Origin of the sequence: Exiguobacterium sp. s64 (assembly GCF_018618035.1) — a bacterium.
In the GTDB taxonomy this organism is placed as follows: domain Bacteria; phylum Bacillota; class Bacilli; order Exiguobacteriales; family Exiguobacteriaceae; genus Exiguobacterium; species Exiguobacterium mexicanum_A.
Genome location: NZ_JACSLH010000001.1, coordinates 635,986 through 661,832, shown reverse-complemented (window position 1 = coordinate 661,832; position 25,847 = coordinate 635,986). Strand labels below are relative to the sequence as shown.

Annotated in this window: 28 protein-coding genes and 1 tRNA gene; 12 read left to right on the top strand and 17 right to left on the bottom strand. The window is 51.9% G+C overall.

Going from position 1 to position 25,847, the window contains the following annotated elements; translation table 11 throughout:
* Positions 1-330: 330 nt before the first annotated feature.
* Positions 331-747 (bottom strand): hypothetical protein, encoded by a 417-nt coding sequence (locus tag KNP64_RS03395; protein ID WP_214791361.1) that lies wholly within the window; start codon positions 745-747, stop codon positions 331-333.
* 75 nt (positions 748-822) lie between these two features.
* On the opposite strand from KNP64_RS03395, the gene KNP64_RS03390 reads away from it, so the two are divergent.
* Positions 823-1,230: a hypothetical protein gene (locus KNP64_RS03390; RefSeq protein WP_214791363.1), complete on the top strand. Its 408-nt coding sequence runs from the start codon at positions 823-825 to the stop codon at positions 1,228-1,230.
* 41 nt (positions 1,231-1,271) lie between these two features.
* Here the strand turns inward: KNP64_RS03390 and KNP64_RS03385 are convergent, their stop codons facing one another.
* The 3 genes from KNP64_RS03385 to KNP64_RS03375 form a co-directional block, all read right to left on the bottom strand.
* On the bottom strand, positions 1,272-2,030 hold the full coding sequence (locus KNP64_RS03385; protein ID WP_138859450.1) for a DUF817 domain-containing protein: 759 nt from the start codon (positions 2,028-2,030) through the stop codon (positions 1,272-1,274).
* Between the two features lie 9 nt (positions 2,031-2,039).
* Positions 2,040-2,900, bottom strand: a complete 861-nt coding sequence (locus tag KNP64_RS03380) for a metal-dependent hydrolase (RefSeq protein WP_214791365.1) — start codon at positions 2,898-2,900, stop codon at positions 2,040-2,042.
* Positions 2,901-3,119: 219 nt separating this feature from the next.
* Complete coding sequence (locus tag KNP64_RS03375; RefSeq protein WP_034777546.1) at positions 3,120-4,115, bottom strand: helix-turn-helix transcriptional regulator; 996 nt, start codon at positions 4,113-4,115, stop codon at positions 3,120-3,122.
* 115 nt (positions 4,116-4,230) lie between these two features.
* On the opposite strand from KNP64_RS03375, the gene KNP64_RS03370 reads away from it, so the two are divergent.
* On the top strand, positions 4,231-5,076 hold the full coding sequence (locus KNP64_RS03370) for an alpha/beta fold hydrolase (protein ID WP_138859452.1): 846 nt from the start codon (positions 4,231-4,233) through the stop codon (positions 5,074-5,076).
* A gap of 22 nt (positions 5,077-5,098) precedes the next feature.
* Here KNP64_RS03370 and KNP64_RS03365 read toward each other — a convergent pair whose 3' ends face one another.
* The 9 genes from KNP64_RS03365 to KNP64_RS03325 all read right to left on the bottom strand — a co-directional run bounded on the left by KNP64_RS03365 (position 5,099) and on the right by KNP64_RS03325 (position 12,867).
* Positions 5,099-5,518 carry a YhfM domain-containing protein gene (locus KNP64_RS03365; RefSeq protein ID WP_138859453.1) on the bottom strand — a complete coding sequence of 140 codons (420 nt, stop codon included), beginning with the start codon at positions 5,516-5,518 and terminating at the stop codon, positions 5,099-5,101.
* Between the two features lie 73 nt (positions 5,519-5,591).
* Positions 5,592-6,008: a YhfM domain-containing protein gene (locus tag KNP64_RS03360; RefSeq protein WP_138859454.1), complete on the bottom strand. Its 417-nt coding sequence runs from the start codon at positions 6,006-6,008 to the stop codon at positions 5,592-5,594.
* Between the two features lie 81 nt (positions 6,009-6,089).
* On the bottom strand, positions 6,090-6,377 hold the full coding sequence (locus KNP64_RS03355; RefSeq protein WP_138859455.1) for a hypothetical protein: 288 nt from the start codon (positions 6,375-6,377) through the stop codon (positions 6,090-6,092).
* A gap of 107 nt (positions 6,378-6,484) precedes the next feature.
* Positions 6,485-7,903 (bottom strand): sucrose-6-phosphate hydrolase, encoded by a 1,419-nt coding sequence (locus tag KNP64_RS03350; protein ID WP_214791367.1) that lies wholly within the window; start codon positions 7,901-7,903, stop codon positions 6,485-6,487.
* Positions 7,904-7,921: 18 nt separating this feature from the next.
* The gene (locus KNP64_RS03345) at positions 7,922-9,352 is read right to left on the bottom strand and encodes a sucrose-specific PTS transporter subunit IIBC (protein WP_214791368.1); all 1,431 of its coding nucleotides are present in this window, start codon (positions 9,350-9,352) and stop codon (positions 7,922-7,924) included.
* Positions 9,349-10,293, bottom strand: a complete 945-nt coding sequence (locus KNP64_RS03340) for a carbohydrate kinase family protein (protein ID WP_214791370.1) — start codon at positions 10,291-10,293, stop codon at positions 9,349-9,351. Before KNP64_RS03340 ends, KNP64_RS03345 begins: the two co-directional genes overlap by 4 nt.
* Before the next feature lie 110 nt (positions 10,294-10,403).
* A complete protein-coding gene (locus KNP64_RS03335; protein WP_214791372.1) occupies positions 10,404-11,393 on the bottom strand; it encodes a LacI family DNA-binding transcriptional regulator in 990 nt (329 codons plus the stop codon).
* A gap of 47 nt (positions 11,394-11,440) precedes the next feature.
* The gene (locus KNP64_RS03330; protein WP_138859460.1) at positions 11,441-11,917 is read right to left on the bottom strand and encodes a GNAT family N-acetyltransferase; all 477 of its coding nucleotides are present in this window, start codon (positions 11,915-11,917) and stop codon (positions 11,441-11,443) included.
* Positions 11,918-12,003: 86 nt separating this feature from the next.
* Positions 12,004-12,867, bottom strand: coding sequence for a cation diffusion facilitator family transporter (locus KNP64_RS03325; RefSeq protein ID WP_214763998.1), 864 nt, complete (start codon positions 12,865-12,867; stop codon positions 12,004-12,006).
* A gap of 181 nt (positions 12,868-13,048) precedes the next feature.
* Here KNP64_RS03325 and KNP64_RS03320 point away from each other — a divergent pair, with 181 nt between their 5' ends.
* The 6 genes from KNP64_RS03320 to KNP64_RS03295 all read left to right on the top strand — a co-directional run bounded on the left by KNP64_RS03320 (position 13,049) and on the right by KNP64_RS03295 (position 18,431).
* A complete protein-coding gene (locus tag KNP64_RS03320; RefSeq protein WP_021067357.1) occupies positions 13,049-13,360 on the top strand; it encodes a hypothetical protein in 312 nt (103 codons plus the stop codon).
* Positions 13,361-13,398: 38 nt separating this feature from the next.
* Positions 13,399-14,184, top strand: coding sequence for a class I SAM-dependent methyltransferase (locus tag KNP64_RS03315; RefSeq protein ID WP_214791374.1), 786 nt, complete (start codon positions 13,399-13,401; stop codon positions 14,182-14,184).
* Between the two features lie 144 nt (positions 14,185-14,328).
* Positions 14,329-16,707 (top strand): immune inhibitor A domain-containing protein, encoded by a 2,379-nt coding sequence (locus KNP64_RS03310; protein WP_214791376.1) that lies wholly within the window; start codon positions 14,329-14,331, stop codon positions 16,705-16,707.
* 110 nt (positions 16,708-16,817) lie between these two features.
* Positions 16,818-16,888, top strand: a tRNA-Thr gene (locus KNP64_RS03305).
* Positions 16,889-17,026: 138 nt separating this feature from the next.
* Positions 17,027-17,587, top strand: coding sequence for a hypothetical protein (locus KNP64_RS03300; RefSeq protein ID WP_214791378.1), 561 nt, complete (start codon positions 17,027-17,029; stop codon positions 17,585-17,587).
* 148 nt (positions 17,588-17,735) lie between these two features.
* Positions 17,736-18,431: a queuosine precursor transporter gene (locus KNP64_RS03295; RefSeq protein WP_034777482.1), complete on the top strand. Its 696-nt coding sequence runs from the start codon at positions 17,736-17,738 to the stop codon at positions 18,429-18,431.
* A 31-nt stretch (positions 18,432-18,462) separates the two neighbouring features.
* Here KNP64_RS03295 and KNP64_RS03290 read toward each other — a convergent pair whose 3' ends face one another.
* On the bottom strand, positions 18,463-18,711 hold the full coding sequence (locus KNP64_RS03290; protein ID WP_034777481.1) for a hypothetical protein: 249 nt from the start codon (positions 18,709-18,711) through the stop codon (positions 18,463-18,465).
* A 146-nt stretch (positions 18,712-18,857) separates the two neighbouring features.
* Between KNP64_RS03290 and KNP64_RS03285 the strand changes: the two genes are divergently transcribed.
* The 3 genes from KNP64_RS03285 to KNP64_RS03275 all read left to right on the top strand — a co-directional run bounded on the left by KNP64_RS03285 (position 18,858) and on the right by KNP64_RS03275 (position 20,327).
* Positions 18,858-19,214 (top strand): PilZ domain-containing protein, encoded by a 357-nt coding sequence (locus tag KNP64_RS03285; protein ID WP_034777480.1) that lies wholly within the window; start codon positions 18,858-18,860, stop codon positions 19,212-19,214.
* 87 nt (positions 19,215-19,301) lie between these two features.
* A complete protein-coding gene (locus KNP64_RS03280; protein WP_138859467.1) occupies positions 19,302-19,934 on the top strand; it encodes a hypothetical protein in 633 nt (210 codons plus the stop codon).
* A 120-nt stretch (positions 19,935-20,054) separates the two neighbouring features.
* Positions 20,055-20,327, top strand: coding sequence for a hypothetical protein (locus KNP64_RS03275; RefSeq protein WP_240731233.1), 273 nt, complete (start codon positions 20,055-20,057; stop codon positions 20,325-20,327).
* A gap of 70 nt (positions 20,328-20,397) precedes the next feature.
* Here KNP64_RS03275 and KNP64_RS14900 read toward each other — a convergent pair whose 3' ends face one another.
* Together KNP64_RS14900 and KNP64_RS03270 are read right to left on the bottom strand one after the other, a co-directional pair.
* Complete coding sequence (locus KNP64_RS14900; RefSeq protein WP_034777478.1) at positions 20,398-20,532, bottom strand: hypothetical protein; 135 nt, start codon at positions 20,530-20,532, stop codon at positions 20,398-20,400.
* Between the two features lie 56 nt (positions 20,533-20,588).
* Positions 20,589-23,252, bottom strand: a complete 2,664-nt coding sequence (locus KNP64_RS03270) for a cation-transporting P-type ATPase (RefSeq protein WP_214791380.1) — start codon at positions 23,250-23,252, stop codon at positions 20,589-20,591.
* Positions 23,253-23,503: 251 nt separating this feature from the next.
* Between KNP64_RS03270 and KNP64_RS03265 the strand changes: the two genes are divergently transcribed.
* Positions 23,504-24,538: a PTS sugar transporter subunit IIC gene (locus KNP64_RS03265; RefSeq protein WP_214791381.1), complete on the top strand. Its 1,035-nt coding sequence runs from the start codon at positions 23,504-23,506 to the stop codon at positions 24,536-24,538.
* Positions 24,539-24,578: 40 nt separating this feature from the next.
* Here KNP64_RS03265 and KNP64_RS03260 read toward each other — a convergent pair whose 3' ends face one another.
* Positions 24,579-25,622: a lipid II:glycine glycyltransferase FemX gene (locus tag KNP64_RS03260; RefSeq protein ID WP_214791383.1), complete on the bottom strand. Its 1,044-nt coding sequence runs from the start codon at positions 25,620-25,622 to the stop codon at positions 24,579-24,581.
* Between the last annotated feature and the right edge of the window lie 225 nt (positions 25,623-25,847).

Here is a 25,847-nt window from a genome sequence, read left to right as displayed (position 1 = left end):
ACCGTTTCGAGCTTGCTTATAGACCATAAACTATAGAATCCAAAATAAAGCATATCCTTCATCCCAAAGTAAAATTTCCCCATTTACACTGTTATGATTTTATCATAATCATTTATGAATAAAAACAATATTCCGAAAATTTCAGAAATTTAAATAGTCATTTGCTTCGACAGTTTCCACATGGAAATCGGCGTTCTTTACAACTCAACGATATCCATTGCATTCACCCTATTGCTTTATCGAAAAAGTAGATTTCAAATGATAATTGAATTCAGAGGATGAATGGCAGAAAAATCATTAAAAAAGTATCCTTCTAATTAGAAGAATACTTTAGTATGTTGAAAAGAGCGTATCGCCGTCTTTGGACTTCAACACATAGTCAACTCCAGTCGAATTCACTTTCGTCAACGTGACGGTACAATCAAACAACGTGCCCGGTCCATATGTGACGTCCTCCGGTATGTCCGGAAAATCGTAAGACTCCTCTTCAAACCAGAGCGTCACGCCGCCTTGTTTCGACTGATTGTCAACGACATAGCAACTCCCAGTTTCCGTCTCATAACGGCCAAGCGCGCGATCATATGTATCAGGTACGGCAATCATAAAACAAACGATAGCTATGAAGACACTAAATATGGCTCCCAGCAATTTCATCAATTTGCGCTCGCTCCGCCATTGTGACATATATACAAATGTCGAAAGCACACAGATGAATCCGACAAACCAAAACGCAATTAATTGTGCCAACCTGATCACCTCTTTCATATTATACGAGCGTTACTGAATAATGTTTCATCATCCTATCAGATTAAGGAGTCCTATATGGCCCACTTCCTCAAGTTACAATCTATCTCCATTTTGCTCGCGGTCCTGCTATTAGTGAACATTCAACTGCTCGCCAACAGCGGACGGCTTTATTTGTTGATGGGTGATGCTTATATGCTAGCCATCACTATGTTCGGTCTTGTTTCACTCATCTTGTTCACGCGGCTCATCATCAAACGTGTCAGGGAACTCGCACCTTCACCATGGAACCTATCCCTATACGTGTTATGGCTCCCTTATTTGGCGCTGTTCACCTATGTCTGGACACAAATCGTCCCCGCCCCTGGTGAAGCGGCATGGCCAGGTCCGGCCGTCGGGCTATTGATTATCGCGCTCACATTCACGTTCCCGCTCTATGTGTTCATCGTCCATATGGTCGCCTGCTCCAAACAACGAACGACGTAACCAAAAAACGTGTGCAACCCGAAGCGGGTGCACACGTTTTTTCATGAGAGCTCCTGTCTTCGTTTCTGCCACGCCACGAGCAAGATGCTGATGATGACGAGCAGGAACCACGACGACAGCTTGCCGAGGTCAACGAGCGCCCAACCGCTCAACTGGTTCGGATATGCCCAACCGTTGTAGAACGTGACGATATTTTCCGCGAACCAGATGAAGCAGGCAATCAAAAAGAAGGCGACGACGACGGGCATCGTGAAACGGCGGTCGTCGAGCCGGTACGTGACGATGGCACGGCCGAAGACGAGAAAGACGAGACCAATCAACACCCAGCGCAAATCGAGCCAAATGTGATGCCAAAAGAAGTTGAAATAGATGGCGATTCCCAGGCCGAACGCGATGAGCGGTGGAGGCATCTTGAGAAACTCCAAATCAAGGCGGCGCCACGACTGGACGACGTAGCTGCCGACGCTCGCATACATGAACCCCGCATAGAGCGGGACGCCGAACCATTTCGTCAACGCCTCGTCGGGATAGCTCCATGACCCCATCTGGACTTTGAACAGCTCGAGGCCGAGCCCGATAACGTGGAACCAACTGATGACCTTCACTTCTTCCATCGTCTCGAGCCCGGTCTTGACGAGCACGACTTGGACGAATAGGCACCAAATGAGGAGGACGTCGTAACGCGGAATCGGAAAGTCGAACCATTTCGTCAACGCGAGCGCCCCGAAGATGGCGACCGGGAAGATGCAACTGAGTGCCTGTTCGTAACCGAAGATGAACAAATAACGGATGCGCCGCATCGTAATCACCTACAATTCGATGTATTCGTAAAGGAATGACGACTCACCGTCAAAGAAGCGCGGATCGTAGAGGCCGAGCCGCTCATCATCCTCGACGACGACAACGAACGGGGACCACTGTTTGAGCGTGATCGCTTCTTTATTTTCGGCGAAGAGCGGATTCAAATCGGCATCGTCCGCACTCGTCAACTCGTATTGGACCTCGGGTTCTTGATAGACCGAGTCACTGTAAATCGACACCGACTCATCGGTCTTTGTGACGACCGTGAACTGGGTCGGGATGAACGAGGCCGACAGCGCCACTTCATCGTGATCGGCGGCATACGACTGATACAAGTACGCCCCTTGCGCACTTTGAATCAAGACGTGCACGACGATCACTGCCCAGGCGTAGCGATACACCGTATGACTGATGTCAGTTCGCCGTGCGATCAGCCAGGCGACGAGGAAAATGCCCCAATAGACGAAATCAACGATCGGGATGACACCGAACGTGACCCGGACATCCGATAACGGTTCGAAGTAACCCGTCCCCCAGGCGTTGAACAAGTCTGCCGTGTTATGGATGAACACGGACAAGAGCGCCCACCAGAAGTAACGGATATCGGTCACCTTGAACAAGAGGCGCACGAGTATGTAAATGAGTAGCGCGAACAACGGGACGAGGAAAATCGAATGAGTGATGCCGCGGTGCCACATCTGATACATCCCTTCCGTGTCCCATAACCGCGAGATGACGTCACTATCTGGAATTTGGCTCCCGACGAGCGTCGTGACGAACAAAGCACGTTTTTCGTTTTTCTGAAGCTCTCGCTTGTCGGCCGCCCCGTAGAGCGTCAGACCGAACAGCGTATGTGTGATGGTGTCCACCGGTCTCCTCCTTTTGGACGGAAAAGACATCCCCCTCATGACGAGAAGGATGTCCGTCCTAGCTTATTTCTCTTGGTCCATTTTCATGGCGCGTCTTGCGACGACAGCGACAAAAATGACAGCGACAATCGGAATGATTAATGGCATCCAATCTAACATCCGCCTGTCCCCCTTCTACAAGTGTCGCAAGCAGTATATCATACCTTCATTTCAATCGTTTCAGTGAATGCTCGCCTTCGCATATCGTTCGGCCATCGCCTCGATCGTCTCGCGCAAATGGTCGCGGAGCGTGATCGGTTCGAGCACCTCGACTTGCGTGCCGAGCGACAAGAGCCAGAAGACGAACCCGTCGGATACGGCCGCATCGAAGCGGATGAGGAAGCGTTCTCCGTCTTGAGTAATCGAGACGTCTTCGCCGAGCTTGTCGAAGATGACCGGGAGGACGCGCTCGTCGACGGCAAGGACGATTTCCTCGTCGAGCCCGTTGTACATATTGAACGACTTTTGGAAGTAGTCATCCGGCAAATGATGTTTCATGCGCGGCGTATCATCCTCGACAATCTCTGAGTTGACGATGCGGTCGACGCGATAGTTTCGGATTTCCCCGATCGACTCATCGATGCCAATCAAATAATATTGCTCATGGTTCCAGTGCAGGTCAATCGGATTGACGACATAACGCTCGCCGTCACGGCGAAGCGGGAACGTTCGCTTCGTGGCGTCAAAGCCGACGACGTCCGTATATTGGAACGAGATTGCCTTTTGTTCTTGGATCGCGCGCTGGATGCGATCGATATGGTAAGGAATCTGTCCGTGTTTCTTCTTCGGTGTCTTGATGATCGACTGGAGCGTTTCCGCTTCCGGAATACTCGTCAGTTTTTGAAGTTTTTCGACGATCCGCTCTGTCACGTCCTCCGAGATGAACTTCGCCGCGACGATGGCGTCGACCATCATCCGGAGCTCATGGATTTCAAACAAACGGGCCGAATGCCAATATTTTTTGGCGAGGCCGTTCTTCTCGAGCTCATCCTGCACCTCGAACCCCGAATCGGTCAATGCTTGGATGTCGTCTTTCACTGATTTTTTTGCTAACTTAGAAGTATCTCCGATCGTAGATAAATATTCGAGCAAGTCTTCTAACGTCTTTGGATGATTATCATCTGTGTGGCGTTCGAAAAACCGTCTCACCTCGAGTAACCTTTCTCGGTTGTTCACGGTTTAATCCCCTTTCACTTCTCTATGTAAAATATGTATAAACAGACAGTAGCATGTTATTTCCATGAAATAAAGGTATTTTCCATTACAAATCGTTTAAGGAGGCCCTTCCGCAGTGAAACATTACGCGCACGTCAACGGCACGAAAATCGAATATATGGACCGCGGTCACGGTCCGGTCATCGTTCTGATTCATGGGACCCAATCATCGAGCCTCGAACCGTACCATGTGGACCGGCTCGTCGTGTCCGGTTTTCGGGTCATAGTCCCATCCCGTCCCGGCTACGGTGAGACTCCGTACTCATTTTCGGCTTCACCGCAAGCGTTCGCCACCAACCTACGTCGTTTGATGGAAATCATGGCAATCGATCGGTATCACGTGTACGGCATTTCGGCCGGTGGCCCGACGGCAATCGAGCTCGCATCGCAGAACGACCACGCGCTCAGCCTTACGCTCGCTGCCGCTGTGACGAGCGTCGTCGACTTCCCCTATCGGCAATACATCAGCCGTAACGTCGCCCAGCCTGCGTTCATCGCGCTGCAATTTGCGATGAAACAGTTCGTCGCCCGCGCCATTCAAAAACAACCTTTCGAGGCGACGGCCCGCATGATTCAATCGACGAGCCTGCTCGCACTCGATGTCATCCGCGACGAAGTGACCCCGTACGATATCTTCCTATTGAAACGAGTCGCTAGCCAAATGGCGTTCGGTCTCGGTGCCCAGTTCGACCTGCGGCAACAAGTGACCGATGAAGCGCTGCTCGGGGTGACGTGCCCGACGTATATCGTCCACTCCAAAAATGACAAGGCCGTGCCGGTCCGCCACGCGCATCACGCGAAACGGCTCATCCCGCACGCCCAGCTCACCATCTTGAACAGCCCCGGCCATTTGATTTGGATTGGTCGTCAAGCACGGAAGAGCGAGCAACAGATTGAACGCTTTATCCGCTTCAACTCATAAGACGCCATTCTAGGCGTCTTTTTTAGTCGCCTGGTTCGAGCAGATTGATCAATTTTTCCGTCACGTCAGCCGGAAGGCGGTAGCCGATATTTGTGTCGTCCGCGTCATAAAGACTGCTTACCGACTTCGCATCATCGTTGAGCCAAAGGTAATAGCGGTCCGTCTCCCCGTCCTCGAAGCGGATTTCGATATCGTATTCCGGCCCAACCACATTGGCGACACCTGGAATTTCGTCTGCCTCACGCAGCATGTCTTCGAACACTCGAATCGATTCCGGTTCGTCGAACGTGACGATATCGCGCTCTTGAAAACTGCTGAATCCGTCCGATTCCGAGACGCGGACTTCTTCAATCCCATCCGTCCGAAAATCGTTCGAGCCACAACCGGTCAACGTAAGGGCTAACGTGAAAAGAGCAAAGACTGACATATGTCTTCGTTTCATAAAAGGGGCTCCTTTAACTGTGTTTGGTAGCTATACGTAATTCAAAAAAAGTTACACATCACACGTCAATCACTTACTCGTCCACCCCGAGCACTTGAATCAACTGATTCGTCATATCTCTCGACACGCGATAGATGAGATGCGGATGCGTCACATCCATCAAAAAGCTCGGTTGATGTTTCTGTCCGAGCCAAAGATGATACTGTGCCATCATCCCGCCCTTCCAATGAAGCTCCAAGTCAAAGTCCGGTTCCCCGTGAATGGAATCTTCGAGCGCATCATCTGCATTACGCAGCATGTCCGCGAACGATCTCACTTTTTCGATTCCATTGAACATGATGAAATCTGTCTCATTGAACGAACCAATTCCTGACGACTCAGCAACTCTCGCTTGAATCATCTCTTCTCTATTCAACTCATTCTCCTCTGAGTTCATAAATGCTTTGAACATCGCCGAAGCCCCTGTGAAGATTGCCCGATCTAGTTTCATGTCCATCACCCCATTCATGTTGATCGTTATCTTTTACGAAAATCCGGACGAAAGGTTTCACAAATTTTGACATCGGATCATTCAGGCCTGTTTTCGCATTCGCTCCAAGAAAATCGGCAATATGTTCAATAGAATCGAGATGCTCGTTAAGACCCACCACGCTCGTCCCATACCTGGTATGACATCCGCCAACGCACTCCAATCCTCCGCTTCGACCCAGACTGATAAATAGCTGTAATCTGCACACACCGTCAATGCGGTCAAGGACAACGCAATCGCCATCGGTAGCTTATAGTCTTTCCCGACGCTGAACGTATACAAATTGACCAGTGTCGCCCCAATCGCGAGCAATCCTAAAACCATCCACATGTAAACCATCCCCTATACCATATGTAATTTATTCCCTATTTCTAGAATAGCATATAGAGTTCATTCTGTAGGTAAACAAAAAAGCCAAGCCGAAGCTCAGCTCTTCCTTATTGATACGTCCAACCGGTCAGGCTCGCAGTCGCGCCTTCGTAACGCAACTGTTTCTCGAGCTCGCTCGGGAAGACACGGAGCGTGGCGACCGCCTCACCGTCATTGACGAAGCATTCGACACTTGACGAGTCGACGAACACGTGAAGCGACGTCACATGAATCGTTTTCGTCCGTGTCGTGCCAAACTCGGTCGCGAACGGCTCTCCGGCATTCGTCCGGTCGATCGTCAATTCGCCTGCCGTCGCGTCGTAACGAATGACGAGTGACTCATTCTCGACCTGAAGCAGGTCGAGCGTGAAGTCTGACCCATCCGTTTTCACCTCAAGCTCATACCGGTCCGGTGTCGCGACGCTGATTGATGTGCCGGACGCGTCGAGGAATGTGTCTTGGCGAAGCGTTGTCATCTCCGCCACCGGACGCTGCTTGAGCATCCCTTCCTCAATTGTGAGCACACGCGGTAACGTCAAGGCGTGGGCCCAACCGAAGCGGTCTGTCGGATACTCGATTTCAGGGAGTCCCATCCAACCGACGAGAACGCGTCGTCCGTCCTGTTCTGTCGTCTGTGGGGCGTAAAAATCAAACCCGAAGTCGAGCTCCTCGAACGCTCCGTGGGTGAATGTTAACGTCTCAACGTCGAGCTTGCCGATCAAGAACCCAGACTGATAGATGTTGTGATAGCGATGCCCGTCCGGTTCAATCCCTTGCGGCGAGAAGACGAGGACGTGCTGCCCGTTCAGTTCGAACACGTCGGGACATTCCCACATGTAGCCGAACGAATCGAGTCCCGTCTTGATTTCACCGAGGAACGTCCAGTCATCCAAGTCGACCGAGTGATACAAGACGACGCAACCCGTCTCGTCCGTACGTTGTGCGCCGACGACGGCGTAATAGGCGCCGTCCTCGAGCCACACTTTCGGGTCACGGAAATGTTCCGTGTACCCGGCCGGCACGTCCGGAATCGCGACATTGCGACGTTCGATTTTGCCATCCCGCAACACGCCGATTACTTGCGAGGCGTGACGCGTCCAGTCATCCGTCCGGTGATTGCCCGTGTACATGACGTGGAGTTCCCCGTCTTTCACGAACCCGCTGCCTGAATAGGCACCGTGTGAATCTTCGGTCGTCTCCGGGACTAACGCCACCCCGCGGTCCGTCCACGTGACGAGGTCGGGTGATGTGACATGATACCAGTGTTTGAGACCGTGTACCGGTCCGAGCGGGAACCACTGATAGAACATGTGATATTCCCCGTTGTAATACGTGAATCCGTTCGGGTCGTTCAGGAGTCCCGTCGGCGGTTGGATATGGTATCCGAACCGCCACGGGGAAGCTGCCGTCTTCGTGCGGAGCGTCTCCATCTCGAGGGCACTCACGTCACGTAACGAGCGGTAACGCTCTGCCTTCGTCCAACTCATAACATCACTTCCTTTTCATTATGCTGCTTGTTTGACTGCTTCTTTTTTCGCTTGGCGTTTCGCGAGCACGAACGTCAATCCGAAGGCAACCGCGAAGGCGATAGCCATACCGATGATATACGAGACGATTGACGCTGGTGCGATTGAGATGATCCCTGGAAGACCTGCCGCACCGAGGGCAACGGCGAGGACTTCACGTCCGACGATGAACGCCGAGGCGACGCCTGAACCGATGATGGCCGCGATGAACGGATAACGAAGTTTCAAGTTGACCCCGAACATTGCCGGTTCCGTGATGCCGAGGAGTGCCGAGATCCCAGATGCTGAAGCGATACCTTTCATCTTTTGGTCACGTGTCAAGAAGAAGACAGCGAGTGTGGCCGCACCTTGCGCGATGTTCGACATGGCTGCGATTGGGAAGATGAATGATCCACCCGTACGTGCGATATCGGCAAGAAGTTGTGTCTCGATGGCGATGAAACTGTGGTGCATCCCTGTGATGACGATCGGTGCGTACAAGAGACCCATGACGAGACCGCCGAAGAAGCCGAGTGAGTCGTACGTCCAAACGAGACCGTCGATGATCAAGTTACCCGCTTCGCGTGTGATCGGTCCGACGAAGGCGAACGTGACGAACGCCGTAATGAGGAGCGAGAGGAGCGGTGTGAGCAAGATATCGAGTGATGCTGGCATGAATTTGCGAATATTGATTTCAAGTTTCGACAAGATATAAGCGGATACGAGGACCGGTAACACTTGTCCTTGGTAACCGAGTTTCTCGATTTCAAAGCCGAGAATGTTCCAAACCGGGATATCACCGACCGTTGCTTGCGCATAGGCGTTGACGAGATCCGGGTGAACCATGATCATCCCGAGCGCGGCGCCGAGGTACGGATTACCCCCAAACCGCTTGGCGGCGGAGAACCCGATCAAGACGGGCAGGAAGACGAAGGCGGCGTTCGCGAACGTGTTGATCATCGCGGCGAGATCGGCGATGCCTGGGTACTGATCGATGAGTGAGCTTCCTTCGAAGAACAAATCAGGTGCCGTGAGCAAGTTGTTGATCCCCATCAAGAGACCGCCGGCGACGATGGCCGGGATGATTGGGACGAAGATATCAGACAACATTTTGACGAACTGTTGGAGCGGGTTGCCTTTCTTCGCGCCGGCCGACTTGACGTCGCTTGTCGACATATCGCCGAGGCCTGTCAATTCAGCGAACTCAGCGTACACCTTGTTAACCGTACCTGCACCGATGATGATTTGATACTGGCCACCGGTCGAGAACGTTCCTTTGACGACGTCGAGGGCGTCAAGTTTCTTCTCGTCGACTTTCGATTCGTCGTTCAAGACGAGGCGGAGCCGGGTCGCACAGTGGGCCGCGGCGGCGACGTTGTCTTTCCCGCCGAGAGCCTCTAAAATCGCTTCTGCTTCTTGTCTGTAGTTCATGCTGGTTTCCCTCCTAGCGTTTCAAGTACGCGTTGTTGTGTTGGTATGGCTGGAATCGCGCCGTATGCCGTGCACGTCAATGCGCCGGTCACGTTCGCGTATTCAATATCCTTTAGTAAACGGTCGTCATCGATGCCTAGAGTCGCTAAGCGATACAAGTAGGCGCCGACAAAGGCATCACCCGCTCCCGTCGAATCGACGCTTTCAATTTTCACTGAAGCGATGACGTCTTTGACATCTTTCGTCGCAATCAGCGTCCCGCGCGAGCCGAGTGTGATGGCGATTCGTTTCGCACCCGTTTCGAGAAGCGACGCGATCGCTTCGTCTAAATCGTCAAGCCCGGACAATAAATGCGCTTCCTCCTCGCTCAACTTGACGAAGTCTGCTTCGGCGATGAAGTGGAGCGAATCTTGTTTGAACGCCTCGAGGTCGGTCACAAGCGCGTCACGGTAGTTCGGATCGAACGAGACGAACAGGCCGTCACGCTTGGCGAACTGGAGCAGTTTGAAATAAGCGTTCTTTAACTCACCGTCGAGGAGTGCCGTCGCCGATCCGAAATGGACGATGTCCCCAGGCTTGAAGGCCGACAAATCAATCGACTCGAACGTATAATCGCCGTCGCTACCGCGGCGGAACGTGAAGTCCCGTTCCCCGTCTTCTTGAATCGACACGAACGCGAACGTCGTGTCACCTTCCTCAACTAGATTCTCGACGCCGACGCCGTTGTCGACGAGCGTCTGTTTTAAAAATCGTCCAAACGGGTCTGCCCCGACTTGACCGAGGAAACTCGAATTTCCTCCGTGTTTACTGACGACTGCCGCGACGTTTGCCGGTGCGCCCCCTGCTTTCTTTACGAATGTCGTCCCGTTGACGAGGTCGCTCGATGCGTCCTCGCAAACCCAATCAATCAATAGTTCGCCAATGCAATGTACGGTGTTCATCCGTCCACCTCCATGTCTGAATGTCGTGCTTCGTATCACTTATCGAACCGGTTCCAAAATCGAATAAAAAAATATTGCGGAACCGGTTCCGCAACACAAATGTAATCGATTTAATTTAAAATGTCAACGCTTTCTCGCAGTTTTAATTCAAAAGTTGTGAACGTTTTCATCGGGATGGTTTCGCCTGTTAACAATTGGAGAATCATGTTAGCCGCACGAGACCCTGTCCGACGGTATGGAAGATGCACCGTCGTGATCGCTGGATGGAGCACTTCGGTGAAATCATAGCCGCCGAATCCGCTCACCGAGATATCCACCGGCACCGATTTCCCACCATTGGCGAGCCCTTTCAAGACACCGAAGGCGATGTTGTCGGTCGCACAGACGATGAGCGTCGCGTCATCGGTCGCCTCGGCGATCCGTTCCCCAATCGGGATCGCGTCGTCAATTTTGAACGTCGTCGTATACGTCGTTACGTTCGCGCCTGCTTCTTTGAACGCATGCAGAAAACCGTCACGCCGCGCCTGTCCGACGGCGATGTCGTATGGACCGACACCGACATATAGGACGTCACGGTGACCCCATTCCATGAACTGCTTACCGAGGGCGAACGCCGCATCGTAGTCGGGATAGACGAGGCTATGGACCTGTTCATGCTCTTGACCGATCAATAGGACCGGAATTTGGATATCGTTGATCGCCTTCAAGTGCCGCGGCGTCACGGTCGTCCCGAGCCAGATGATGCCGGCCACTTTCTGTTTTGCCAAGTTATATAATTGCTCGATCTCGCGTTCGGTCTGTTGGGCCGTGTTGACGACGAGCATTTGATAACCGCGCTCGGTCAACCGCTCGTCGATGCCCATCATCGTACGCGAAGCCGCATAGGAATCAAGACGAGGGACGATGACACCAATCATTTTCGTCTGTTTCGACTTTAAGCTTTGCGCAAACTGGTTCGGTTCATAGTTCGTCTCTTGAATGACCCGCTCGATTTTCTCGCGTGTCGCTTGTCCGACCGAACCCCCGTTCAAATAACGAGAGACGGTACTTTTGGCGACCCCGGCCAGTTTGGCGATGTCGTTGATTGTCACTTGTTTCATCGGTAAAACCTCCATACGAAAAAACTGACGCGTCAGACGCCGTCAGTTCAGTGGTTGATTACATATCGCTTTTTAAAGTTTAAATAGTAAAGGCCGTTCCGTTTCTCGAAGCCGTTCTTCTCAAGGACACGGCGTACCGCTTCCTGATGTGGACTCGTCGGCGGGATGCCAGCGCGGACGGTATGTCCTTCTCTTAAGTCGGATTGTTCGAGCGCGAGGCGCAAGCCTTCTGTCGCATAGCCATTGCCCTTGAAGGCGTCGAACACCATCAAATCGAGCTGATAGACGCGAGCGAGTTTCAAGAGCAACACTTTTCCGACGATTTGCCCGTCAACGAGGAGATCATAATAGAAGTCCTCCCCATAACTATGCTCATCGGCCGAGTATACCTGCTCTGCCCCCATCTCGACAAAGATGCCTTTTAACTCTTCGGCTGAGATGCCGTAAGAACTTTGACCATATTTTTTAAAATGCTCATATTCGATCTCATCAATCTGACGAATAGGTTGACGCACGATTTCCATCCCGTGCCCTCCTTAACAGTTATCTCATAGTCTTTCCAAACTCATTATATACGAACGGCGGCGTGAAGCGCAAAAGATAACCGAAATCAGACCGGTTCAATGTGAATATGGACCGAATCGACAGCATGATGTTCGTCGAGCTCCCGTTCGATGTCATCACACAAATCGTGCGCCTCCTCGACGGTGAGACTTCCTTCAACGGCAATCGTCACATCGAGCATGACATGGTTACCGAGGTGACGTCCTTTGATTTCACGCACTTCCTTGACGGCATCGAAATGCTGAATCGTCTCTTCGTAGGAATCGACGAGATCCGGCGGGAATCCGTCAGAGAGCTGATGTGTCGCATCGAGAAAGATTTGAATCGCGGTCCGGATGATCATTCCCGCAATCAAGACGGCGAGAACCGTATCCATCCAAGGCAATTTAAAGTAAGCGAAGAGAACGCCGAGCGTAGCCCCGATCGAGATCATGGCATCGGCCAAATTATCTTTCGCGGCCGCTTTCAAGGCGAGCGACCGGGTTTTCTTGGCCAAGTTCGAATTGTACGCATACACGCCGAACATGACAAGTGCACTTAAGAACGCGACGACAGCAGCAAGCGGGTTCGGTTCGACGTATTCACCACCGATTAGAGTGGCGATGCTGTTCAATAGAACGAACACCCCGACGGCGACCATGATCAGCGATGCGACGAGCGCGGCGAGTGTCTCCATTTTGGCGTGACCGTATTTATGTTCGGCGTCTCGGGGCAGTGCGGCGATGCGAATGCCGATATAGACGGCGATTGATGCGATGATGTCGGTCGTATTATTGAATCCGTCGGCGAGGACGGCCTCCGAATTGTACACCAAACCGAAGACGACTTTTAATACAGATAAGACCAAATACGTCGTGATCGATAAAATGGCGCCTTTAAGCGCTTTTGGTGGATGAGTTGTCGACTGCATCCGACCACCTCCTTTTTAGCTAAGTCAGTATACCAGTTGAGATTCATGTGGGCATAGAGAAACAGTGTTTCCCACAGCCAATAAAAATGGAATATATTCCCGGTGGTTTCGTTGTTCGAAAATTATGGTAAAGTAAATGGGAAGAGACAACAGGGTTATCCCCATAAAAGAGGTGAAACAAATGTTTACGGAACGTGATGGAATCAAGCTTCGGTTGGAACAAATTGACAGATTGCTCGCTGATTTGAACCGAGAAGCAAAACAATTGATGGCTCGTCTACGCGAACTCGACGCAAGCGGTGAAAACCCGCATGAGGTCACCCTCAAGCCGGAAGATCGTGACACGCTCAAATCGTCAATCGACGAAACGCTCGAGGCGCTCCAGAGCCGCTCGAAACGCCCGATTAACCCGAACGACGAGAAGAAGAAAGAACTTGCCTCCCACAAGGCACTCATCGACGAGTTATCGGATTTACTCAGCAAGAAAAAATGAGACGCTTCTGCGTCTCATTTTTTCAGTAAGGAGAAACTATGACTTATATCGTTACAACTTGTTTACGCCCGACTGAGGCAACCATCGAACGGGCCGAGGCCCATGCGGCGACTTATGGCGCCCATTTCGTCACCCGTCGCAAACATTCCATCGACACGTTAAAACAACGTCACCATGCCGGCGTGCTCGTATTTGATAAACGTCGCGTCGAATACACCCCTCTCGCCGGAGATGAACCGTTCTTTTTCCACCCATCGAGCTCGGTGTTCCGTGTGAAGCAGCTTGCGCGTGGCGGGAACGATCCGCTCGTCGATGCCGCCGCAATCAAACCGGGTGACCGGGTCCTCGACTGTACGCTCGGGCTCGGCTCCGACAGTATCGTCCTCAGTCATGCCGTCGGTCCGTCGGGTCGCGCCGTCGGGATCGAGAGCGAATTTGTCACAGCGATGCTCGTCAAGGAAGGGCTAACCGTTTGGGAAGAAAAAGAGCCCGCCGTCAATGAGGCGATGCGTCGGCTCGAGGTCGTTTGGACGGATGCCCTCACCTATTTGAAGACATGCCCGGACGATTCATTCGATGTCGTCTACTTCGACCCAATGTTCGAAAAGACGATTTCAGAATCGGTTCACTTGAACCCATTACGATCCCTCGCCAACACGAATCCGCTGTCTCTTGAACTCATGATGGAGGCCCGTCGTGTTGCATCCAGACGAATTGTCCTAAAGGCTCACTTTGAGAGTGCGACGTTTGAAACGTTTGGTTTTAAAAGGATTGTTCGTAAAACATCCAAATTTCATTACGGCATCATCGATGTAGAGACTTGACCCCTTAGGTCTTTAGGACCATTCGGGACGAAAGTCTCTTTTTTAAGTTATTATTTTCTGAATATTGACATTAATCAGACACAAGTTTAACGTTGGATTCAAGCTCACACAATATCCCATTATTTTCACAGGAGGTTAGTACAAATGAAAAATCGTTCCATCCGTCGTACGACGCTCGCCGTCGCATTGACATCGGTCATGAGCGTCAGTGCGATCCCGGCCGTCGGTGCCGCTCCACTCGCCGCCTCACCGTTGCCAACCCCAAGCACGAATGCTCCATTCGATCACAACATCATCGATGAGGATCGGCTCGCTAAAGCGCTCGAGAAACGAGGCGTCATCAAAAAAGGGCTTTCGGCCACCGAGCGCCAAAAAGCCGTCGATGCCTATATCGAGAAGAAACAAGGCGGTGCGAAAGACGTCCATAAGCACGACGATAAGTTAGACAAAAAAGCAGCCAAAGCAAAAGAGAAGATACATAACCAATTCGAGAAAGAATCGAAACGTCTCCTCGACAAAGCGAAAAAAGGACAAGCGAACTATCGGAAAGGCAAGCCGAACGGCCAAGTCAAAGTCGATCCGGCTAAACCGGCAGGCTATAACGGCGCCGTCCGTGAAGACAAAGTCCTCGTCCTTCTCGTCGAGTATAGCGACTTCAAACATAACAACGTCGTCCAAGAAGAAGGTTATCTTTATAGCGACAACTTCAGTAAAGAACACTACGAGCAGTATATGTTCGGCGACGAGTCGTTCGAACTGTTCAACGGTGAAAAAGTCCAAACGTTCAAACAGTATTATGAAGAGCAGTCGGGCGGCAGTTACACGGTCGACGGCACTGTCTCAGACTGGTTGACCGTCCCGGGCACAGCGAAAGATTACGGCGGTGACAATCCGGCCGGCGGGAATGACAACATCGGGCCAGGTCCGCGTCAACTCGTTAAAGACACGTTGAACGCGGCAGTCGCGTCAGGATTAAACCTTGCAGATTACGATGAATACGATCTCTATGACCTCGATGGTGACGGCGACTTCAATGAGCCGGACGGCTTGGTCGACCACTTGATGATCATCCATGCTGGTACTGGCCAAGAAGCTGGGGGCGGTGTCCTCGGTGATGACGCAGTCTGGTCACACCGTTGGGTCGTCGGCAACAGTCCTTACCGCGTAGCCGGAACGACAGCAGACGTCCCATACTGGGGCGGTCAAATGGCGGCATTCGATTACACAATCCAACCTGAAGACGGCGCAGTCGGCGTCTTCGCTCACGAATACGGTCACGACCTCGGTCTTCCAGATGAGTACGATACACAGTACACAGGTCAAGGCGAACCGATCCAATCATGGTCAATCATGAGCGGCGGCAGCTGGGCTGGTAAAGTGGCGGGTACAGAGCCAACGAGCTTCTCGCCACAAAACAAAGAGTACTTCCAAAAATTGATGGGCGGCAACTGGGCGAACATCACGGAAGTCGACCTTGAAGACATCACGCAACAAGGTTTTGTTTCGAAACTCGATCAATCGGTGACGAAATCAACCAACCCTGGATTGTTGAAAGTGAACCTTCCAGACAAGAAAGTAAAAGGCATCGAACCAGAATACGGCGAGTATTACTACTACTCGACAAAAGGCGATAACTTGCATACTGAACTCTCGACACCGACGGTCAAACTTGGAGCGGACGGTACACTTGCTTTCGATACACGTTACCAAGTCGAGACTGACTACGATTACCTCTATGTCAAAGCACTTAGCGGCGGCAAAGAAGTCGTCCTTGACGTCTACGGCGATGACAACACTGGAAACGGTGCGGAATCGACGAACGGCGCTTGGGTGAACAAATCGTACGACTTGTCACAGTTCGCTGGTCAAGACGTACAAATCGTCTTCGAATACGTGACGGACGGTGGTCTTGCCCTTGAAGGGTTCGCCCTCGACAACTTGTCGATTACGTCAAGCGGACAATCGCTCCTCGCTGACGATGCGGAAGGCGCAGAGAAAGTCACGCTCGACGGCTTCGTCAAGTCGGACGGCTATGACACGAAACCGCACTACTACTACCTCGAATGGCGCAACCATGAAGGGGCTGACACTGGTCTCTTGAACGGCCGTGGCGTCAAGTACAACACAGGTCTCGTTGTCTGGTATGCGGATGATTCGTTCTCAGACAACTGGGTCGGCATCCATCCGGGTGAAGGTTTCCTCGGTGTCGTCGACTCGCACCCTGAGGCACTTATCGGCAACTTGAACGGTCAAGATACAGTCACTGGCAGCACGCGTTACCAGATCGCAGACGCGGCGTTCAGCTTAGACAAGACGCTCCCTTGGTACATCGATTCACCGAGCCGTGGCATCTATGACTACAAAGCTCAACCAGGCGTGGAACAGTTCAACGACGCCAACACGTACATCAACTCGCTCATCCCAGATGCGGGCCGTAAACTTCCACAATACGGTCTCGTCGTCGACGTCGTCGGCGAAGCGAAAGACAACTCGGCTGGAGCAGTTTGGGTCCGGACGAAGTAAGCTTGATTCAACGCACCCCCGCCCTTCTCACAATGAGGAGGACGGGGGTCTTATTATTCTAAAAAAGCTTGAAATTTCATGACAGACTGTGTAACATACTAGATGTAACCGCCTCTGTAGGTTAGTGGCAGACCTCAGCAATGGTAATGCTGCAGCACGAGTTCGATTCTCGTCGGAGGCATCAAATGGATTCCGTGACACGGACCAACACAAGCACTTTCTCAAACTATTGAGAAAGTGCTTTTTTATAGTCGATCGTCCATTCTTATATTCCAATAAATGGTATGATGGATAAATACTTATATAAAGGAGACTCGATATGAAACGTTTCATCATTCTACTTGCTGCCGTCGCCTTATTGGCCGCCTGTACCGAACAGACGACAGATCGTACGTCTGACTCACCCCCGAAAACTAAAAATGTCGTAATCGATGTATCCGAGACACAACCTTTCTCCGAGCCCGTCCCGACCGAAGAAGAAGTCACAATCTTTTTAGGGTATCTTGAGTCTCTGAGCAGTGATACGCTCGGCGCGTTGCGCGAATCAGAGCAGGCAATTTTCCCCTGTGGGATGTCTTGTGAAGACCGTCCGCTCGACGAAATCTCTACGCAAATCGACAGTAACCTGGAAGAACTCGAATCCGTCCGTGCCGATATTGATGAGATTCTCCCGGCGCTCGATCACCTTGTCGCATCTGACGCCTCAGGCATCGACCGCGAGGGGTTGACCTCTGTATTGAACGAACTCACTTACATTAGTGAGACGTTGACACGATTTATAGAAGGTGACGATTGGGAATCTTGGGAACATGCCCGTACCAAATTGAATCATCTGTCATCGATGATGAAAGGCATCGCCATTAACCTAAGTGGTGTATGACAACATATCAACTAGATATATCGCTCTCATCCAACCCCGGATGAGAGCTTTTTCCGTCTAGTCATGGAAACTGTCTTGACACGGTTTCCGTTCCTCTATAAACTTGTAAAGTTGACAGAATGAATGATTTGGAAGGAGTACGATCCCCATGCTCAATGAATGGTTATGGATTCCTTCTGCCTTGCTCACGCTCGGTCTGCTCGTCCTCAGTTATAAGCTGTTCGGACGTGTCGGACTGTTCGCCTGGATCGCGATGGCCTCCGTCGTCGCCAACATCCAAGTGACGCAGCAGATTGTAATCGGTGGTTTCATCTTTACTCTCGGGAATATCGTCTACGGTTCCCTTTATTTAGCTACTGACATCTTGAATGAAAAATATGGTCGTCACACCGCCCGTAAAGGCGTCTGGCTCGGCTTCTTCATCTTGATCGTCTCGACGGTGCTCATGCAATTCGCACTGCTCTATGAGCCGTTCGAAGAGGCGCTGTTCATGCATGAGAGTTTCGAGGCGCTGTTCTCGATGCTACCGCTCATCACGCTCGGTAGTCTCGCGGCGTACCTCGTCTCACAGCTGTTCGACGTCTTCATCTATTCGAAGATTCGTGCCAAGACCGGTGAGAAGAAACTGTGGCTCCGGACGACCGGTTCGACCGTCGTCTCACAGTTCATCGACACGCTCACGTTCTGTACGATTGCCTTCTGGGGCATGGAATGGGACATCTGGTGGAATATCTTCATCACGACATACGTCGCCAAGTTCATCATCGCTTGGATGGCGACGCCGTTCATGTATTACGCAAAACGGACCGTCCCACAGGAAGACGAGACAGAAAAAGCAGCCTAAACAAAACCGCGAGCCCATCGGCTCGCGGTTTTTACTTACCTTTGATATGAAGCCGCACCGCATAAGGGCGTGCATCTTCAAGCGACGATTTCTCCCGACAAACGGTGAGCGCCACGTACGCGTCGATGGCGAGCGCCTCGATGGCCTCGTCCGTCGCCTCGACCTCTAGTATGGTGTAGGGCGGCAGTTGCTCCAACTTGACCCACTGCCCGTGTAGATTTTTCGCGTAGATGATTGGTTCGTCGATCGAATAGCGTCGGAGTAAGTCCTTGACGTTCATACGATCCCTCCTCTATCCACTCTGTCTTCTCATTATAGAAAGCGATTGCATTTCTGTAAACCGCGCTTCCTAAATTTTGGTGCATTCAACGCTTCACGATTCGCCAAAAATAGCCGATAATCAAGGTAGAGAAATGAGGTGAACCGATGCGCTATCGACGACAAGAAACGTTTCGTTATATTTTACCGAACCCCCGCTTCATCCCATATCGCCTCATCTGGGAAGACAAAGAACTTCATGACGGGGAAGCACAACTGCTCAATATCAGCGCCCACGGTCTGAAGATGCGGTGCGATTACTTATTTCCACTTTCTGAAGGATTGAAAGTCCAAGTCAAACTCGACCTCGTCCCGTTGATTCAACCGCTCGACCTGACGGGTCACGTACGGCACCGTGGACAAATGGGGAGCCTGTATGATTACGGGATTCGACTCGATTCGAACTCTGACGAGACCCAGCAACTCGTGACGATGATTAAAGCGTATGCGCGCGAAAACCAATGAGAACGTGTCGATTGACACTTCTCATTTTTTGTTCGCTTGATTCCGGGGTATACTAAAAGAAACAGAGACAGACTCGAGGTGTAGGGCATGACTAGAAAGTTTTTACTCATTCCGTGGGCCGCTGCGATCGCCATCGCGCTCCTCGGCCCGAACGAACCGTTCTCGAGCCGGTTTTTGCTCGATTTCATCACGTATAATACGGACGCCTATGAAGGGTATTCGCTTTCCCTTTTCAGCATCCTAGGCGTTTATCCGCTCGCCTTGTTCCCGCTTCTTTGGTCCGAGGTGAACCAGTTGCGCCCGAACCCGCTCTTACCGGCAGCGACCGGTTTCGTCGTCGGCGGCTTCATCATCGCCCCGTATTTGGCGTTCGCGCGGCAGTCGCCTTATCCGACACCGATCAAACCGCTCCCGACACGATTGCTCGGGGTGTTGCTCTTGCTCGTCACGATCGGTTTGTTCATCGCCGCATCGACGACCGGGAATGTGGCCGAGTATTGGTCGTACGTCGAACAGAACCAGTTCGTCCGGACGATGACAGTCGATTTCTTCTTGCTCGCTTTCATCCAAATCACGTTGATGAACCGAGATGCAAAGCGCTATAAAATGAGCTTGTGGCCGCTGCCTTACATCCCATTGTTCGGTTTGTTGTTCTGGCTGATCATTCGTCATAAGCAACCGTTCAACGAGGCACCGCCAAGCCGACAAAAAATGAAATGAACCGAGCCCCTTTCGCATTCGCCTCAGGTGCATTCTGATGGAAAACAGGATGACGGTTCCCAAATCGGGCCTGCTCCTATATACTGAGAATTCAGCTTACAGACGAAAGAAGGTACACCCATGAGATTTTTTAAAGTGATGACGCTTACGAACGATAGAGGCGAAGACATCATCTTGAGCGAATACTTCAAAATCATCGACAAACAAGTCGATCAGTTTTTGAAGGACACGCTCGAGCTTGATATGTACGACCAGAACGTGACACTGAAAGAGTGTCAAGTCGCCAAAGACCGTTGGGAATGCCCAGTCGGCGATTTTACCATCGTCGAGTATTTTAATGAGAAAGAGTTCGACAAGATGACCGAGTATCGCAGCCCGGCACCGAAAAAATAACGCCATAAAAAGGCTTTCCGATTTTTGTCGGAAAGCCTTTTTTTGTGGATACTCCCTCATTGAAGTCTCCTTATTTTGATTCTTTGTCGTCTTCTTCAGGTGCCGGGTCCGGATGTTGCGTCGGAGCCGGTTTTGTAGCCGGGTTTGATTCCTCATCCGGTACTGGGTCCGGGTGAACCCCTGGTTGTGATTCATCACGTTTCATTGAGCATCCCTCCTCTGCATAATGGACTAATTCCACATTAGGCAGTGTGCAAAACATCAGTGTATGTCTTTGTTGCCGATCACACGACGCGAGATGGCTTTCTCGATTTCGACGATGACAAAGACGATGAGACCGAACGCGACCGGATAAATCCAGTCTTGCAGTTCAAGTGGTGCCGTACCGAACAGCGTGTGCATGAACGGGACGTACGTAATGAACAGCTGGAGCCCGATCAAGAGTGCCGAAACGAGGAAGGCGATCTTGTTGTCAAAGAAGTGACGGTTGAACGCCGGCGCGAGCTCGGTCCGACAGTTGAACAAGTGGAACAGTTGCGCCATGACAATCGTATTAAGCGTGATCGTCTGCAACTTGTCGGTCGAGAAATCGAAATCGCCGAGCATATAGTTGATGACTAGACTACCGCCCCCGATTAAAATCGAGACGAACGTGATGCGGAAGACGTAGTAGCGACTCAGCAACGGCACGTTAGCGGGACGCGGCGGCCGTTTCATCGTGCTCTCTTCGAGCGGCTCGAAGGCGATGGCGAGCGAGAGCGTGATGGCGACGACCATGTTGACCCAAAGGATTTGGACCGGACTGAGTGGTGCCGCAGCGCCCAATAAGATACTCATTGCGACAAGGAGTGCTTGTCCCCCGTTTGTCGGGAGCAAGAACAAAATCGTCTTCTTCAAGTTGTCATAGACGCGACGACCTTCACGGACGGCGTTGTAGATCGTCTTGAAGTTATCGTCGACGAGCACCATCTGTGAGGCCTCTTTCGCAACTTCCGTTCCTTTAATCCCCATCGCGACCCCGATATCGGCCCGTTTCAAGGCCGGGGCGTCATTGACGCCATCACCGGTCATCGATGTGATTAAGCCGTTTTGTTGCAATCCTTTGACGAGACGAAGTTTATCGTTCGGACTCGTCCGGGCGAAGACGTCATTATGGACCGACGCCTCTTTGATTTCTTCGTCGGACATGTTCGTCAATTCTTTCCCTTCGAGGGCGCCCTCGACTTCCATACCGAGTTCTCGGGCGATGGCGACGGCCGTGTCTTTATGGTCGCCGGTGATCATCTTGATGCGGATCCCCGCGTCACGGCAAGCGGCGACTGCTTCGATCGCTTCTTGACGTGGCGGGTCGACAATTCCATAAAGACCGAGGAACGTGATGCCGTCCTCGACGTCTTCATGGTCGACCGTCTCTTTCGAGGCGTCGACGCGTTTGAAACCGCCCCCGAGCACGCGTTGTCCGCGGTCGGCAATTTCTTTTCGTTTTTCATCCCAATAGGCACGGTCGAACTCCGTGTCTTCCGCCATATCGAACAGGCGGTCCGGTGCCCCTTTGATGAAGATCATCCGCTCTCCTTTATAGTCGACGAGCGTCGCCATATATTTGTACTCCGAATCGAATGGAATCTTCGAGATGACGTCCAAACGTTCGATCGGCCGCTCCGCTTTTTCAGCGAGCGTGAGCAAACATGCTTCCGTCGGGTCACCATTGACGACCCATTCGCCGCCCTCTTCATACAGCTGGGCGTCGTTACATGTTTTCCCGACCGTGAGAAGGTCGATCATCGACTCATCATCATCTAAATCGAACGGTTGACCGTTCAGTTCTAAATCACCGTCCGGGGCGTATCCACTCCCTGACACTTCGATGTCGTGTTTGGCCGTGACGACTTGTTTGACGGTCATCTCGTTTTTCGTCAACGTCCCGGTCTTATCGGTACAGATGACCGATACGGCGCCGAGCGTCTCGACCGACGGCAAGCTGCGGACGATGGCTTTCTTCTCGGCCATGTTCCGGACACCGAGCGCGAGGATAATCGAGATGACGGCCGGTAATCCTTCTGGAATCGCGGCGACGGCAAGACCAATCGTCGTCAGCATCAACTCGATTGGGTCGAAATCGCGGACGAAGTAACCGAACGCGTAAATGACGACCGAGATGACGAGGATGGCGATGGATACCGTCTGACCAAACTTCGTCGTCTGGCGAATGAGCGGCGTCTTCACCGTCTCGACTTCAGCAATCGAGGCGTTGATTTGGCCGAGCTCCGTGCCTTCTCCGATGGACGTGACGATTGCTTTCGCACTTCCCGTCGCCACGCTCGTACCCGAATAAATCATGTTCTTGCGATCACCGAGGACGGCGTCTTCCGGTACGACTTGAATTTTCTTCTCGACCGTCGTCGCTTCACCTGTCAACGCCGATTCCTCGACTTTGAATTTCTCGGCTTGAATGACACGGGCGTCAGCCGGCACTTTATCACCGGCGGCAAGGACCAAGATGTCCCCGACGACGAGGTCGCTCGAGTCGACTTGGATTTGCTTGCCGTCACGGATGACGCTCGCCTTCGTCTCGAGTAATTTTTTGATTCCTTCTAACGCCTGCTCGGCCTTGTTCTCTTGGAGATATCCGACGACGGCGATAACCGTCACAACGAGCACGATGACGATCGTATCGATGTACTCTCCTAGAAAGCCGGTGACGACAGCGGCACCGAGCAAGACGAAGACGAGAATATCATTGAATTGACGCAAAAATTTTATGATTTCAGGTGTCTTCTCTTTCTCGGGCAGCACGTTTTTCCCGTACTGTTCCTGCCGACTTGACACTTCCCCTTTCGACAGACCACTAGATGTGTCCGTCTCGAGCGAACTCTTTACCGCATCCGGTTCGAGTGCGTGCCAGTTTTTTGTCTCCATCTGCATCTCTACTCCTCCTTGGTCATTCCTATATGGAAAGTCTTTCCCCTTTCTCTTCCCACTCCGGGCCGGACTGACACATTTGAGCTTGTTTTTTCGCTAATTTTACAGCTGAATTCGTTCACAATTTTCCAATTCGCCAGTTGGAAACGCTACCATCAAGAAAAGTCGTGTCAGATGGATGAAATGGCTTTACAGAACCGTTCGGATGGTTAACTATAGAGGAAATATAGAACAGAGAGAAAGAGGTACACCGTATGATCATTATTCAAGGTATCGCACTTTTACTGTTGATTCTTGCCTTATTCACGTTATTCAGTTACAAAGCCCCGTTTGGAATGAAAGCGATGGGCGCCTTGGCCGGCGCCGCCATCGCCAGTTTCTTGGTCGAGGCGTTCAACGCTTACGCCATCGGCGGTTTGCTCCCGCTCCCTTTATATGAGGAAGTCGGACAAGCGGCCGGTTCATTATCAGGTCCGGCCGCAGCGGCGCTCGTATCGATCGCACTCGGGATCAATCCGGTCTACGCGCTCATGCTCGGTCTATCGGTCGCCGGCTTCGGCATTCTTCCTGGCTTTTTCGCCGGATACATTCTTGCCCTTGTCGGTCGTAAACTAGACCGGCATTTACCGGCCGGTGTCGACATGATTTTCTACGTGATCGTCATGGCTCCCCTCGCTCGCCTCGTGGCGACAGGAGTCGATCCGCTCGTCTCGAACACATTGTCGCAAATCGGTGCGGTCATCGAACTTGCCGCGACGCAAAACCCCGTCGTGATGGGACTTGTCCTTGGTGGCATCGTCACGGTCGTCTCGACGTCGCCACTTAGCTCGATGGCACTCACGGCGATGCTCGGTTTGACAGGCGTACCGATGGCCATCGCTGCCCTCGCCTTGACGGCGTCGATCTCGATGAACTTCTTGCTGTTCAAACGATTGGACATAGGAACGAAGAAAGACCAACTATCGGTCGCGATCGAACCGCTCACGCAAGCCGACCTCATCTCGGCGAACCCGATTCCGATCTACAGCGTCAACTTTGTCGGCGGTGCGATTGCCGGACTCATCGTCGCGATGACCGGCATGGTGAACGACGCGCCAGGTTCTGCTGCCGGGATTCCGGGATTGCTCGTCATGTACGGCTTCAATGATTGGCAGACCGTGACCGTGACGGCGCTCATCTTGTTCGGCGTCGGCATCGTGGCCGGACTCGTCGGCAGTAAACTGTTCAGTAATTTCCCTATCACTCGCCAAACCGAAAAAATGGCCGCTTCCGACGATGAGGCCGCTTGATACAAAAGGTTCTCACTCCATCTCGAGTGAGAACCTTTTGTTATCGTTCTGCTTGCACCTCGGCGACCGTCTCTGCGACCGGTGTCCGATAAAGTGGAAAGAAATCAGATGGTCCGTAGCGGAGCAAATGGTCTTGATTCAACCGATGGTAAACCGCCTCATCGAGCACGGACTGTCCGATATAGTATGTGAGCGGCTCATCCCCTGAGAAGCTCTGCTTGAAGTCATAGAGCGCATCTTCCCCGGTCGCTCCGCCACCGAGATGTACGTATGCTTTCTCTTTCTCGGCCGCGCGGCGGATCATCTCGCGGAACAAGAAATGGTTCGGTCGCAGCGCCAAGTAGTTCGCATCCGAACCTCCGAGATGATAATGCGCTCCATCGTCCCCGAACAACATGAACACGCCTGCCACGATGACGCCCTCATGGACAGCGAATAACAGCTCCGTTTCGCATGTATCGCTGTTCCACAGGTCCTCGAAGTATCGGTCCGAGAAATAGTACGCCTCGTTCGCTGCTCGACGGTCCATCGTCGCCCGATAAAGGCGGATGAATTCACATAGTTCATGGGCCTGCCCTTGTACCGCCGTCACTTGTTCACGGATAGCCCGCTTCACGTTTCGTTTCGTCATTTTACTGAAGCGTTGCTCAAGTTGGTCGAACGGGTCATCGAGCCGGACGTGCACCGTTTGACGAATCGGGACGGCTTGGCCGAAGGCACGCATCAAATCATGGTCGAAGCGGCAAGGATGATATCGAATCGTCTCAGTAACCGTGGCTTGATTCTCAGGGCGTTTTAAAAAGAGACGTCTAGCCTCTGCGACGTCTTCGTTCGAAAAGTTGCCTTCACGGAACGGACCGCCATAGCCATACGCCGTCACGAGATCATCATGACGATGTGCAATTGGACGACGGATGTACGGATACAGCAAGATGCCGTCCTCTTTGGCCGCGATATACAACTCAGGCTGCTCGCCTGGTTCACAGTTGGCCAATACATAATCGTAATGATCGTACGAGTCACAACTGACCTCCCGTAACCAGTTCTCCCACTCCCATCGATTTTTCACAATCTGATTGAACATCATCCGTTCCCCTCTTCCTATAAGTCGTCATTGTTTGAAGTGTGACAGGACAGTCTGGAGTCGTTTCCTATGTCCTGTTCCCATTCAAAGCTGACTATTTGAAGGAGGGGAATAGCTTTTTGTTGTTAACAAACATGAAGCGAGTTTGTTCATTCACAATAAAATCATAGCGATTTCTTTGAGATTTTAAAAAGGACGACCTCGCCAATGGCATCAGGTCGTCCT

Bases quoted from the DNA above. Each gene is read 5' to 3' on its own strand.
- KNP64_RS03325 (WP_214763998.1), bottom strand. From the start codon at position 12,867: ATGCAGTCGACAACTCATCCACCAAAAGCGCTTAAAGGCGCCATTTTA.
- KNP64_RS03355 (WP_138859455.1), bottom strand. From the start codon at position 6,377: ATGTGGATGGTTTTAGGATTGCTCGCGATTGGGGCGACACTGGTCAAT.
- KNP64_RS03280 (WP_138859467.1), top strand. From the start codon at position 19,302: ATGACTAGAAAGTTTTTACTCATTCCGTGGGCCGCTGCGATCGCCATC.
- KNP64_RS03295 (WP_034777482.1), top strand. From the start codon at position 17,736: ATGCTCAATGAATGGTTATGGATTCCTTCTGCCTTGCTCACGCTCGGT.
- KNP64_RS03290 (WP_034777481.1), bottom strand. From the start codon at position 18,711: ATGAACGTCAAGGACTTACTCCGACGCTATTCGATCGACGAACCAATC.
- KNP64_RS03275 (WP_240731233.1), top strand. From the start codon at position 20,055: ATGAGATTTTTTAAAGTGATGACGCTTACGAACGATAGAGGCGAAGAC.
- KNP64_RS03270 (WP_214791380.1), bottom strand. From the start codon at position 23,252: ATGCAGATGGAGACAAAAAACTGGCACGCACTCGAACCGGATGCGGTA.
- KNP64_RS03285 (WP_034777480.1), top strand. From the start codon at position 18,858: ATGCGCTATCGACGACAAGAAACGTTTCGTTATATTTTACCGAACCCC.
- KNP64_RS03365 (WP_138859453.1), bottom strand. From the start codon at position 5,518: ATGAAACGAAGACATATGTCAGTCTTTGCTCTTTTCACGTTAGCCCTT.
- KNP64_RS14900 (WP_034777478.1), bottom strand. From the start codon at position 20,532: ATGAAACGTGATGAATCACAACCAGGGGTTCACCCGGACCCAGTACCG.
- KNP64_RS03340 (WP_214791370.1), bottom strand. From the start codon at position 10,293: ATGAACACCGTACATTGCATTGGCGAACTATTGATTGATTGGGTTTGC.
- KNP64_RS03320 (WP_021067357.1), top strand. From the start codon at position 13,049: ATGTTTACGGAACGTGATGGAATCAAGCTTCGGTTGGAACAAATTGAC.
- KNP64_RS03350 (WP_214791367.1), bottom strand. From the start codon at position 7,903: ATGAGTTGGACGAAGGCAGAGCGTTACCGCTCGTTACGTGACGTGAGT.
- KNP64_RS03310 (WP_214791376.1), top strand. From the start codon at position 14,329: ATGAAAAATCGTTCCATCCGTCGTACGACGCTCGCCGTCGCATTGACA.
- KNP64_RS03360 (WP_138859454.1), bottom strand. From the start codon at position 6,008: ATGAAACTAGATCGGGCAATCTTCACAGGGGCTTCGGCGATGTTCAAA.
- KNP64_RS03265 (WP_214791381.1), top strand. From the start codon at position 23,504: ATGATCATTATTCAAGGTATCGCACTTTTACTGTTGATTCTTGCCTTA.
- KNP64_RS03345 (WP_214791368.1), bottom strand. From the start codon at position 9,352: ATGAACTACAGACAAGAAGCAGAAGCGATTTTAGAGGCTCTCGGCGGG.
- KNP64_RS03335 (WP_214791372.1), bottom strand. From the start codon at position 11,393: ATGAAACAAGTGACAATCAACGACATCGCCAAACTGGCCGGGGTCGCC.
- KNP64_RS03260 (WP_214791383.1), bottom strand. From the start codon at position 25,622: ATGTTCAATCAGATTGTGAAAAATCGATGGGAGTGGGAGAACTGGTTA.
- KNP64_RS03315 (WP_214791374.1), top strand. From the start codon at position 13,399: ATGACTTATATCGTTACAACTTGTTTACGCCCGACTGAGGCAACCATC.
- KNP64_RS03385 (WP_138859450.1), bottom strand. From the start codon at position 2,030: ATGCGGCGCATCCGTTATTTGTTCATCTTCGGTTACGAACAGGCACTC.
- KNP64_RS03390 (WP_214791363.1), top strand. From the start codon at position 823: ATGGCCCACTTCCTCAAGTTACAATCTATCTCCATTTTGCTCGCGGTC.
- KNP64_RS03330 (WP_138859460.1), bottom strand. From the start codon at position 11,917: ATGGAAATCGTGCGTCAACCTATTCGTCAGATTGATGAGATCGAATAT.
- KNP64_RS03300 (WP_214791378.1), top strand. From the start codon at position 17,027: ATGAAACGTTTCATCATTCTACTTGCTGCCGTCGCCTTATTGGCCGCC.